At 60.5% G+C, this 10,882-nt stretch carries 12 protein-coding genes; 3 read left to right on the plus strand and 9 right to left on the minus strand.

The features are described 5' to 3' along the window. Positions 1-155: 155 nt before the first annotated feature. From VIE67_RS09890 to VIE67_RS09930, 9 genes are all read right to left on the minus strand, one after another. Positions 156-1,016 (minus strand): alpha/beta hydrolase, encoded by an 861-nt coding sequence (locus VIE67_RS09890; protein ID WP_332025718.1) that lies wholly within the window; start codon positions 1,014-1,016, stop codon positions 156-158. An 84-nt stretch (positions 1,017-1,100) separates the two neighbouring features. Further along, entirely contained in the window at positions 1,101-1,319 is a 219-nt protein-coding gene (locus tag VIE67_RS09895; RefSeq protein ID WP_332025720.1) for a hypothetical protein, read from the minus strand. A 26-nt stretch (positions 1,320-1,345) separates the two neighbouring features. Continuing rightward, positions 1,346-1,477 (minus strand): hypothetical protein, encoded by a 132-nt coding sequence (locus VIE67_RS09900; RefSeq protein ID WP_332025722.1) that lies wholly within the window; start codon positions 1,475-1,477, stop codon positions 1,346-1,348. 69 nt (positions 1,478-1,546) lie between these two features. Beyond that, a complete protein-coding gene (locus VIE67_RS09905) occupies positions 1,547-2,563 on the minus strand; it encodes a PrsW family glutamic-type intramembrane protease (RefSeq protein ID WP_332025724.1) in 1,017 nt (338 codons plus the stop codon). 34 nt (positions 2,564-2,597) lie between these two features. Continuing rightward, complete coding sequence (locus tag VIE67_RS09910; protein WP_332025726.1) at positions 2,598-5,549, minus strand: hypothetical protein; 2,952 nt, start codon at positions 5,547-5,549, stop codon at positions 2,598-2,600. Positions 5,550-5,662: 113 nt separating this feature from the next. Then, positions 5,663-6,703 (minus strand): hypothetical protein, encoded by a 1,041-nt coding sequence (locus VIE67_RS09915; protein ID WP_332025728.1) that lies wholly within the window; start codon positions 6,701-6,703, stop codon positions 5,663-5,665. Further along, complete coding sequence (locus VIE67_RS09920) at positions 6,700-7,254, minus strand: RNA polymerase sigma factor (protein ID WP_332025730.1); 555 nt, start codon at positions 7,252-7,254, stop codon at positions 6,700-6,702. Before VIE67_RS09920 ends, VIE67_RS09915 begins: the two co-directional genes overlap by 4 nt. Before the next feature lie 32 nt (positions 7,255-7,286). Further along, on the minus strand, positions 7,287-7,583 hold the full coding sequence (locus VIE67_RS09925; RefSeq protein WP_332025732.1) for an STAS domain-containing protein: 297 nt from the start codon (positions 7,581-7,583) through the stop codon (positions 7,287-7,289). Continuing rightward, positions 7,583-9,319, minus strand: a complete 1,737-nt coding sequence (locus VIE67_RS09930; RefSeq protein ID WP_332025734.1) for a SpoIIE family protein phosphatase — start codon at positions 9,317-9,319, stop codon at positions 7,583-7,585. Before VIE67_RS09930 ends, VIE67_RS09925 begins: the two co-directional genes overlap by 1 nt. A 142-nt stretch (positions 9,320-9,461) precedes the next feature. Between VIE67_RS09930 and VIE67_RS09935 the strand changes: the two genes are divergently transcribed. The 3 genes from VIE67_RS09935 to VIE67_RS09945 are packed head-to-tail and all read left to right on the plus strand — an operon-like array spanning position 9,462 to position 10,760. After that, a complete protein-coding gene (locus VIE67_RS09935; protein WP_332025736.1) occupies positions 9,462-9,734 on the plus strand; it encodes a hypothetical protein in 273 nt (90 codons plus the stop codon). A 16-nt stretch (positions 9,735-9,750) separates the two neighbouring features. After that, positions 9,751-10,596: a lysylphosphatidylglycerol synthase domain-containing protein gene (locus VIE67_RS09940; RefSeq protein ID WP_332025738.1), complete on the plus strand. Its 846-nt coding sequence runs from the start codon at positions 9,751-9,753 to the stop codon at positions 10,594-10,596. After that, a complete protein-coding gene (locus tag VIE67_RS09945; protein WP_332025740.1) occupies positions 10,551-10,760 on the plus strand; it encodes a hypothetical protein in 210 nt (69 codons plus the stop codon). The genes VIE67_RS09940 and VIE67_RS09945 overlap by 46 nt, the downstream gene beginning before the upstream one ends. Positions 10,761-10,882 lie beyond the last annotated feature (122 nt).

The raw sequence follows: 10,882 nt of genomic DNA on the forward strand, positions 1-10,882 counted from the left end.
GACCGCGATGAAGACGATCGCGCTGGTCGGAAACGCCGCGGACAGCTTGGATTTGCGCAGGATCAGGATCCACGGAGGGGGGATTCAACGCGGCAAGCTCGGCATCGAAGCGGTCGCGGCTCAGGCCCCGATCGAAGTGGCGACGACGATGTCCATTATTCGGTGGCGGCGACAACCTGCGCACGCTCGGGCATGTGCACGAAGCGAGTGTTGGCGATGTGGTTGAAGAAACGCGAGGAGCGCTCGATGACCTGATTGCGTTCCTGATCCACGGTGATCATGTGGTAGCTGTTTTCCAGCAGCACCGTCTCGACCGGGCCGCCCACGCCGCGCACGACCATGCGCACATTTTTCAGGCTGGCGACGTCGTCGTCCTTCGCATGCACGACGAGACAGGGCGTCTGGATCGTGTGCAGCTGCCGGCGCACGAGAAACGACAAGCGATAGAACTCGGCGAGCGACGGCCACGGATTGCCGGCGAGTCCACCGGCCGCGCTGTCGCCGTTGAGCATGCTGCCGGCGATGCGCTGGCGGATGCGCTCGTCCTTGATGCCGTAGGGGAAGCATTCGTGGAATTTACGATGCCGGCCGAAACCCAGGCTGGTCACCAGCGGCAGCATGAAAGACAGCTTGCCGATCCACGGAATCGTCCAGCCGTCGTAGAAGAACGTGGTACCGAACAGGCCAAGGCCGTCGACCTCGTCAGGCCGGTCGGCGGCAAGCTTGAGCGCGAGCAGGGCGCCCATCGACAGGCCAGCGACGAACATGTGATCGACGTCCTGGCGCAGGCGGTCGGCCGCGGCGCAGACGCTGCGATACCAATCGTGCCAGCCGGTCTTGAGCAAGTCTTCCTCGCTGCCGCAGTGTCCGGCGAGCTGCATGCCGTACACGGTAAATCCATTGCGGTTGAGGCCTTTGGCGACGAAACGCATCTCGGTCGGCGTGCCGGTCAGTCCATGAATCAAGAGGACGCCGGAACGGCCCCCGGGCATATAGAAATCTACGGGTTTGATCATGACGCTATTGTCGCAGTCTGAATGTTAGACGTTGCTAAAACGTTGATTTTATCATAAAAATTCGTTTAGACCCGTTTAGGAAACCTAGGGCCAAAGAACCAGAAACACGCCCGTGGTGATGGCCAGCGTACCCAGCCAACGTCGCATCGACACCGTTTCGTGCAGCACATAGCGGCTGGCCGGCACCACGCCGCAATAGGCCGGTGCATTGAACGGAAAGCCACGCTCAATGGCGCGCGGCTGATTGCGGCGAACCAGACGACGAATTCGACCGTGTAGACCGCCACACCCGCGATGATCCATGGCGATCCGGCTAGGCCGTGCAGAAATCAGCCGACGTCGCGGCGCTGGTCGTCCGCCGCGCCGCTGCCGTCGTCGTGACCGACGCCGAGCTTGAAAAACACTTGGCCGCTGACGTCGAGCATCACCGTGGCACTGAGCAGGGCGAAGGTTAGAATCACGAGTGCACCCGGGTCGTGGCTGGTTCAGCGAGCGCGGTCAGCAACGCAACGAATCTCGAGGCGATACGTTCACTTGCCGAGCATGTACAACTGCCACAGATCGCGCCGGCTCATGTGCAACAGCGGCTGCAGCGTACGCAACGCGGTCGGACCGACATTGCCCTCCAGATAGCGCATCTCCTCGAATTTCTCGCGCGTCTGCTCATCGGCCGTCACTTCTATTCCGTTCTCGCGCATCATCAGCACGCCCTTGGCGCGCAATGCCAGTTCCACGTGCAGCCGAAGGTAACAGACCAGGTCGGCGACGACTTCGCCGGAGAATCGCGTGCGCAAGTCGGTCAGGTATTTGCCGGCTGGCGACTCGGAAAATGCGCCCGAGTCGAGCAGCTCGAGCAACTCACGATCGGTGTCGAAACCGGTGCCGATCCAGCTTTCGACCGCGCGTTCGCTGCGTGCGAACACCCACAGCAACATCGGCGGCAGGCAGACCAGGACGAGCAGTGTCTGGTAAATCGGCGGCAGGGCAAAATGGTTGAAGGCCGAATGCGCCAGCACCGCCACGAGCAGCGGCGGCAGGACGGCGCGGAAATCCATCGCGCCGCGACGATCGGTATTGGCCAGCACCATTGCGGCGAAGATCGACTGCACGCCGCCGTGCAGGATTGCCGTGCCGAAACCGCGCACGATCCACACGGAAGCCTGGGTATCGACCAGTTCGTTGAGGTAGTACAGGTTCTCGATCATCGCAAAGCCCGTGCCGACCGCGAATCCAAACACCGCCGCGTCGACGAGGAAGCCGATGCGGTGCGTGCGCATCAACAGCAGGATCACGGCGCCCTTGACCGACTCTTCGATCAGCGGCGCAACGTAGCGCGAGTAAAGGCTGAAATTGATGCCCAGCGCGCCGATGGCCACCAGGTTCAGCACATAGCAGACGCCGGCGGCGACGCAACCCATGCCGATCACGGTCACCACCATGCGCAGCCGCACGAGTTTGTAGCTGTCCAGCAGGAGCAATGCGGTAAGGAAGCATTGTACCGGCAGCAGGCCGAGCGCGGCATGGATGATCAATGCCCCGCCCATCATGCGCCGCCTCGCGCGAGAAGCTTCCGTCGCGCCGTCAATTCAGCACTTTCAGCGAAATCATCCATTCGTTGTGCCCGGACTTCGTACCCTCGAAACCCAGGGCCGAACCGACCGAGAGAGTCATCTCCTGATGGTGCATCACGTAGAACCGAAAGTCGACCTGGAACCCAAGGTCGTTGAATGTACGCGATTGCCCCGATTCGTAAGGATTGGTTACCAAAGTGCCGACGAACAACGCTGGTCGCGCCCAGCTCAGGTAATTCGCCGTGGTGCCTATGCTGCTGAATCGGATCGGCGGCAGGTTCCATTCGAGCATCGAACGCGCGTAGGTGCGACCGTTAAGCTCATCGATATCGAATCCCGGGAAGCTGGAGTAGTCCCGGTAGCGCTTGATATCGCCATTGTCGACGTAGTTGTTGCCGAACCCGCCAAAGTAGTAGTTCGCATAAGGGTCACCGGCGTCACCGTGTGCCCATCCGGCGTAGCTGCGCAGCCATAGTGAAGAGTGGTCGAACAGAAACGGCACGCCGAAATCGACGCCGCCATACAGCGCTGGAATGATGTTGCCGTTTTCCCGGCTGACCTGAAGGTTCAGGTTCCAGCGCACGCCTTTTTCGTCATCGACCGCACCGAGCGAATGCTCCACGTAGCCGTATTTGAGCCTGGTCGCGGCGGTAACGAATTTGTTGCTCGGCGAGGGGACGTTCTGGAAGCCAGGCAAGGTGTCCAGACCGTTGAACACTTGCAGCGAGGTGTCCAGATCGAGCGTGCGAGGATCATCGTAAATCAGCGCCTTCTTGTAGCCCAGAAGCCATTCGTTGCCGCGCAGGCTGGTCTTGGTCGGACCGAACAGGTCGTAGAAGTCGGCGCCGTTGTGCTTATAGCCAATCCGCCAGCCCTTCTGTTCCAGCAGCACATCCAAGTGGACGCGTTCGTATTTGGGCAGCGAATTGTCAGGGCTGTAAGTCAGGTTGACACCGATGCTATCCAGGCTGAGCGGGTCTGCCCAGGTGCCATGCATGCCTACTGCCCAGCTATCCTTGTAGCCCTCGATGATCGGATACAGAGCCTGCTGCTCGATCTGGCGGATCGGCAGGTAATCGCCCTTGCTTAGCGTGATCTTCTGCAGGTCGATCTTCGATGGCGAGCCGACATTCCATGATTTTACGATCGGATGCTGATCCGCGATTTGCGCCCCGAGGAAAGTGATCGCCGCGAGATCTTCGCGTGGTCGCGCGTCGATGAATCCAGGCACCAGCCCCTGTCCGGTGAAATCGAAAGCCAGCATGCGCCCGTCCGGCAACGGCAGTGGCCGGAAGAATCCGGTCTCTGCGTTGGACAGCGCCTCGATCTTCTTCGAGGCGATATCGTAGCGGTAGATATTGGAAACGCCGGTGTAGTACGAGCTGCCGTAGAGTGAACGGCCATCGGGCGAGAACACGAATCCCTCCGGCACCGCCGTGCCGAAATCGAAACTCGCGGTCGGCTTCGGGTCGCCGGCGAGTAAAGACTCCACCGGCATCAGATAAAGCGACTGGTCGCCGTTGACCGCCGTGTGCGAGGCGCTGAGCAGTTTGCCATCCGGAGAGATGTCCAAGTCATAGACGATCTGGCCATAGGGCCACGTATAAACCTGGTGGAAGTCGGTGTACGGATATGGCATGTGCACCAAAGTGACGAGGCCGTTGAGGTGGCGGATCCCCCATAGCGATCGATCGCTGTGGTCGAATACCAGATCGCCGATACGCGCGTCTTCTTGCAGCATGTGTGTCTGCCCGCTGACCGTGTCCAGGGAGACGATGTCGCGGTAGCCGCCGGCGTTGTCCGTCGTGTAGAACGCCATCTTCGTGTCGGGGTCGTAGGCCAGCGAAGTTACCGTGTAGAGCAGCGGACCTTTGACGTCGACCAGGGGCTTGATGCTGCCATTCTCGATCGACATCATGCCGACAAAAGCGGTAACGCCGGGATAGCGAAACGCGGCGAGCATGCTTTTGCGCTGAGGATCGTAAAAGGCACGGGAAATCGAACCCAGACCCTTGCCGGACAGGGCTTGGAACGTCGACAGCGGATACTTTGCGACCGCCGCCAGGTTCGCCTTTTGGAAACCTTGCTCCCACTGAATCCAGTCGTTCCAGGCCGCAACCATCGGTTTGCCGAAGACCTTTTCGAACTGGTCGGAGTAGTAGCGCTTGCTGCCTTCGGGTCGCGCCGCCCACTCCCTGACCTTCTCCGGCGAATATTTGAGCGCGAGATAGGAAATGAAGCGGGTCCCGTAAAGATAATTGTTCACGCCGACCTGAAAGTCGACCCTGGTGCCTTCGGCCGCCAGCCCGGCCGGATCGTAGATGTGCGCGTGATCGCGAACCATTGCCCTGAACACCATTTCGTCATAGGCGCCCTGGGCGCGGCCGCGACCGCCGGCCATCCAGGTCTCGAAGAACACCGCGAGGCCTTCGAGATACCAGCGTGGAGCCACCGTGCGCGGCACGGTCAGATAGTGGTAAAGCAGGGTCTCTGGGTGCTTGGTATCGGTCTGTATCTTGCCGCCGAGCCAGTGACGCCAAAACAGGTCGGTTTCGGTTGCTTCGTCCAGATTGGCGACATGCGTTGTCTCGTGATTGAGCAGCGAGAACATGCGCTCGCTGCCGACGTAGGTTTCGAATGTGTACGCGAGCGGTGCGATATCGATGATCACCGCATTTTTCGGCGTCGACAGCGCGCCCGCATTGCCGATATCGGCCTGATCCTTGATCAGCACATTGACCTTGCCGTCGGGTTTCCAGTCCCAGTTGCGCTTCTGGAACTGAATCGCATTCTCCGCGCTGCGTGCGACGAGCGGTGCGAGATAGTCTTCGGCGGGATGGAACCAGATGACGCGAATGTCGTCGGTTTCCAGTTGTTGCAGGCCGGCGCCGGTGTCGGCCCCTGCGGCGATTGCACAGGCACCTGCCAACACAGTGCCGAGTAGTGATGCAGCTCGACGCATCGATTTCCCCCTGGAGGAAGTACGCAACGGACGCGCCAAGCATAACGGAAAAAACAAAGGCCGACTGCTATGCGGCAGTCGGCCCGGTTCCCCCAAGGAATTTCAATTCGCAGTTATTGTCTGAGCTGGTTGTTGTCGGCGTTCTTGACCAGGTTATTGAAGTCGGCGTTCTTGAGCAGAGTGTTCAAATCGGCGTTCTTCACCAGGTTGTTGAAGTCGGCGTTCTTGACCAGGCTGTTGAAGTCGGCATTCTTGACCAGGTTGTTGAAGTCGGCGTTCTTGACCAGGTTATTGAACTCCGCGTTCTTCATGACGCTGTTGAAGTCGGCGTTCTTGACCAGGTTGTTGAAGTCGGCATTCTTGACCAGGTTATTGAAATCGGCGTTCTTGACCAGGTTATTGAAGTCGGCATTCTTGACCAGGTTATTGAAGTCGGCGTTCTTGACCAGATTGTTGAAGTCGGCGTTCTTGACCAGGTTGTTGAAGTCGGCGTTCTTCACGAGGCCGTTGAACTGGGCATTCGTGACCAACGCGCGGAACTGCGGATCCTTGACCAGGCGCGTGAACGTGTCGGTCTGCATCAACTGCGGAATGCTCTGATCGCCAAGCTCCACACTGTCGACGGCCGCTGCGCGATAGCGCTCTGCGGGTGCGATCGTGCCGGCAACTTGATCGATCTTCGGCGGGTAGCCAAGGCCGAAATAAACGACAGCGGCGATGCTAACGGCCAAGCCACTCAGTGCCAACATCTTGGAGGTTTTCATGGTCTTCTTCCCTTGTAGGTGAAAGTGAGGAGTTGCCGGTTGTTTGCTGTGCGAGTGACTGGAATACGGATCAGCGGTAAAAAAGTTGGAGCGACGGCGAATACCGCCCCCTTCAACAGCCCTCGAACGCCCTCGAAACCAGCGCTTCGGCCACGACGTCTGGCTGTGCTCAGGCGAAGGGACAGCTGCCGTCAGGCGCTCATGCAAGTGGGCCGGCAGCGTTACCGGAGCCATCCGCGCCAGCGCTGCCGCAACCCGTACCAGGTCGACGCGCAGGGAGCGAGCCTCCGGGTCGCCTTGCAGGCGCAGCTCAAGTTCGGCACGCGTGGTGCCATCGAGTTCGGCGTCGATCTCGGCATGAATCAATTCCAGTGTGCGCTCGTCGATCATTTCAGATGTCCTCGGGCGACCAATACATCGCGCAATGCCTGACGCGCCGTAAACAAACGCGATTTCACCGTCTTTACCGGACATTCGAGGATCTGTGCCATTTCCTCGTACGTACAATCCTGCAAGTGTTTGAGCACGATCACGGTCCGGTAGTCGATCTTCAGGTCCATCAGCGCATTGCGCATGGTGGATTCGTTCTCATCCTGTACTGCCATCTCGACCGGGCCGGCGCTCTCGGTAAGCGTGTCGTCGAGCAACGGTTCCGAAGGTCGGCGGCTGCGCACCAGATCGAGCGCCTCGTTCACCGCTATTCGATACAGCCAGCTGCAAAAACGCTGGCCCGGATCGTAGCGGTCAAGATGCTCGTAGGCCCTGAGAAACGCAGTCTGGGTCACGTCTGTTGCATCCTCACGATGATGAAGAATCCGGAATACTGTTCCGAAGACCTGCCGCTCGTAGCGCGCCAGCAGGGCCTCAAAAGCATGACGATCGCCGCTCTTGCTTTGCAGAACCAACACAGCGTCGGAATCGTCGGTGATATGTACGGCCATGTGCGCCAAAGGTTGGAAAGTTGGAATGCGGTTCAGCCGGCCGAGCGCTCGACCTGGAAAACCTGGTCGAGCCCCGAGTAGCGAAAGATATCGTAGATATGGCTGTTGACGTTGATCAAACGCAGCCGTCCGCCGCTGGCCAGCAGGCGTTTGTGCGCCTTGAGCAGAACGCCAAGACCGGCACTGGATATGTATTCGAGCTTGCTAAAATCGAATGCGTCAGGCGCGTTCGCCGCATCCAGGAAAGCCTGCGCCCTGCCACATTGCGCGGCGTCGAGTCGCCCCGCAAACGCAATTATCCCGCCATCGGCGTACTCGATTTCGAACATTACGCGCTCCCAAGCGTTTTGCGGAAGGTGATCAGACTGCACCGCCCAGAATAATCGTACTCGACAGAATCCACCAGCCGGCGTATCAGATGCAGGCCCAGCCCGCCAGGGCGGCGCAACTCGATCGGCATGTTGATATCGGCGTCCGGCGCCAGCGTCACGTCGAAACGATCGCTGTCGGGGTCGCTGAGCCGACAGATCAGCGCGCTGCCATCGCACTCGATAGCCAGTTCGATTGCACTGGTGCCGGCCGCGTTGTACTTGACCATATTGGTGAACAGTTCCTCGACCGTGAATTCGATGGCATAGCGTTCCGCTTCGCCGGCGCCATAGGCAGCGAGCGTTTCCTGGATGAAGGTAAAAATTTCCGCGAGCGAATCGAAACTGCGCGCGAACGTCCGCTGCGCGACCCTGCGCACGGCTGTGCCGGAGTCCGCGGCCGGATTCGGCGCCGGGTCGACGGCGGTGGTCAGGCGCCGGATCAGAACCGCGGTGATGTCGTCGAGTTGCGGCGCGCCGCGCCCGAACCGCGTCAGCGCTTCAATCAGCTTGTCGAGCAGGTCCGTCATCGGCCAATTGTGGTAACGACGCAGCAAGTCGACCACCGCCTGCTCGCCGAACTGCCTTTCCTTGGCATCTTGATATTCGAAAACGCCGTCGGAAAAAAGCGCAAAAATATCTCCGGGGGCGAGCGCGATTTCCCTGGGCGCCGGCAGCGTGGACTGTTCCATTGCGCCGAGCGGAAACGTCGTCGGTGGATGGATGTCGCAGGCAAGATCGGCAGCCTTGAAATGCAGCAACGGTCCCTGTCCGCCGGAGTGGTAGCGCAAGACATGGCTGGACGGATCGAGGCAGCCGAGGAACGCAGTCACGAATCGATCCTCCGGCAGATCGACCACGAGCTGATCGTTGATGTGGCGGAACGTGTCGTCCAGGCTCGCGCCGAGGCGTTGTGCAAGACGCAGCATGGCGCGCACCTCGGTTGCGGACAGCGCCGGCCCGATGCCGTGCCCGGTGGCGTCGCCCATCAGCAGCATCACGCCGCCATCGGTGGTCGCCACGAAATCGTAGGTGTCGCCACCGGTCTCGTCGGCCGGACGGAATCTGCCGGCAAGGTCGTAACCGGCGATGACCGGTGCGAATTTCGGCAAGGTGCTCTGCTGGATTTCGCGCGCCACCTCGATTTCCTGGCGCAGTTTCTCCGATTGCACCAGGCGTTCGGTCATTTGCACGCGCTGCAACGCGACCGCGCATTGCGCGGCGAGGGCGCTCGCCATCGCCTCGTCATCGGCGTCGAACACGCCTTGCCGGCGGTTGACCACCTGCAGGGCGCCGACCAGCACATCGTCGTGTCCGAGCAGGGGGCAGGTCAGCATGCAGCGCGTCCGGTATCCGGTAGTCCGATCCACGCTGCGATCGAAGCGCGGGTCGGCGTAGCAATCGGGCACGTTGATCAGGACGCGCGTGCGCACGCACTCGCCGACGATGCCGCGGTCGGCGGGAACGCGTATGGCCACCGCGCCCAGCCCGCGTGCCGCGCGCATTTCCAGCTGGTGATCCGTGGCCAGATATTGCCAGACCGTGCCACCTTCGGCATTGAGCAGTTCCTTGGCCGCATCCACAACCTGATACAACAAGCTTTCAAGTTCGATCGGCCGGGCAAGATCGCGCGTGATTTCGAGAATGCGGCGCAGATTTTCCGGCCGTAAATCGTTGGGCGTGGAAGGTCCCGTCATCGCTTTGTAGTCCCCGAACCGGATGATTCCTGCGGCATCGTCGGCCAGCAGGCCCCGATAAGTCAAACCTCGGTCCACGCAGGCGACCGGCGCGCGACGCGGACAAGGCGCATACTTGGCGACTTCAGCAGCAGGGCATGACATGGCACACCACATCGCATTATTTCGCTTTCGCCTGAGCGGAGGCCATAGCATCGGCCCGGCGGCGTTGCGCAGATTATGGTCTGTCGCCTGCGAAAGCGATGAGGTCAACGTCAGCCGCGTGACCTCCAACTCCGGCTTTGGCGACATCGGGCATACGTATTCGCTTTGCGGGCCGTCGAGAATCCTGAATCTTCCGGCCATCGAAACGCGCCTGCGGCGAATGTTGACGGAAAAGCTGCCGAGCGCAACTATCAACCTCACCTGTCTCTGAGCGCCGCGAGGCTGCGTTGAATGCGGCGTCCGCCAAGGGGATCAGCGGAGCAAAGCTGCTGATCGCCTTTGCACTGCTTGCGACCATCTGCGTGCCGATATTTCTTGGTGGCACCGAAACGTTCGGTGCGCTGCTGCGCTTTCCGCCGGCGGGTTACATTTCGATCGTCGCTCTGGTCGTGCTGAACTGGCTCGCACGCACCTTGAAGCTGCAAATAATGCTGCGTCAATTGCTCGTGCATGCACCGTTCGCAAGGGTGCTTGGCGTATCCCTCGCCGCCGACTTCGGATTCATGGTCACGCCGGCTGGCATCGGCGGCTACGCGGCCAGCGTATACTTTTTACGCCGCATCGGCGCATCGACGAGCAGCGCGGCGGCGATCACGGCGGCGGATCAGTTGCTGGATGTGATTTTCTTCATGCTCGCAGTTCCCGTTGCCGGGATCTCGCTGAGCTGGTCGGTCATGCCGCGCATGACCTCCATCGGATTGCCCATGGCACTGATCGCCTGTTTGGCGTTGTCGATCCTGTGGGTGGTGTGGCGAACCTATCGATTGGCTCTGGATGACAGCCGTCGCTGTCCGCGGAGACTGCGTCGAGCCGCATTCGCGCTGCGCGAGTTTGCACGGCGGTCGCGCACCGATGCGCAACTGCTGTTGGCCGGGGGCTCTTTTTTCGCGGCCTGCATTTGCGCGCTGACTGCCCTGCAACAGATCGGTCGTTACGGCGTGTTGTGGACGATTTTCGCGGTACTCGGATATCACCTGTCTTTTGCACTCGTATTCGTTTTGCAGACGCTCGTTGTACAAGCAGCGTCATGGACTGGCATACCGTCGGGGGCGGCGCGGCCGAGATCGGATTGAGTGCAAGCTTTTCAGAATGGATTCCAGGCCCATCGATGGCCGCGGCGCTGCTCATCTGGCGCATGGCGACGCTCTATCTCGGCCTGATCGTCGGCGCCGCCGCGATTGCCTGGCTGTCCAGCGTACCGCGACAAGCTGCTGCGAAGGATTCCTTGGCGGACTGATCCGCCTTGATTGCGCGACCCGGAACTTTTCTGCGTGTTGCTGCGATTCGAGGTCGGGCAGGTGAGGTGGCTAGTCGCGAAAGTAGAACAGCGCCAGGCACAGGGCGCAGCCAATGGAATAC

It is taken from the genome of Rudaea sp. (assembly GCF_036560865.1).
Lineage (GTDB): Bacteria > Pseudomonadota > Gammaproteobacteria > Xanthomonadales > Rhodanobacteraceae > Rudaea.

Bases quoted from the DNA above. Each gene is read 5' to 3' on its own strand.
- VIE67_RS09890 (WP_332025718.1), bottom strand. From the start codon at position 1,016: ATGATCAAACCCGTAGATTTCTATATGCCCGGGGGCCGTTCCGGCGTC.
- VIE67_RS09895 (WP_332025720.1), bottom strand. From the start codon at position 1,319: ATGGATCATCGCGGGTGTGGCGGTCTACACGGTCGAATTCGTCGTCTG.
- VIE67_RS09905 (WP_332025724.1), bottom strand. From the start codon at position 2,563: ATGATGGGCGGGGCATTGATCATCCATGCCGCGCTCGGCCTGCTGCCG.
- VIE67_RS09910 (WP_332025726.1), bottom strand. From the start codon at position 5,549: ATGCGTCGAGCTGCATCACTACTCGGCACTGTGTTGGCAGGTGCCTGT.
- VIE67_RS09915 (WP_332025728.1), bottom strand. From the start codon at position 6,703: ATGATCGACGAGCGCACACTGGAATTGATTCATGCCGAGATCGACGCC.
- VIE67_RS09920 (WP_332025730.1), bottom strand. From the start codon at position 7,254: ATGGCCGTACATATCACCGACGATTCCGACGCTGTGTTGGTTCTGCAA.
- VIE67_RS09925 (WP_332025732.1), bottom strand. From the start codon at position 7,583: ATGTTCGAAATCGAGTACGCCGATGGCGGGATAATTGCGTTTGCGGGG.
- VIE67_RS09930 (WP_332025734.1), bottom strand. From the start codon at position 9,319: ATGACGGGACCTTCCACGCCCAACGATTTACGGCCGGAAAATCTGCGC.
- VIE67_RS09935 (WP_332025736.1), top strand. From the start codon at position 9,462: ATGGCACACCACATCGCATTATTTCGCTTTCGCCTGAGCGGAGGCCAT.
- VIE67_RS09945 (WP_332025740.1), top strand. From the start codon at position 10,551: ATGGACTGGCATACCGTCGGGGGCGGCGCGGCCGAGATCGGATTGAGT.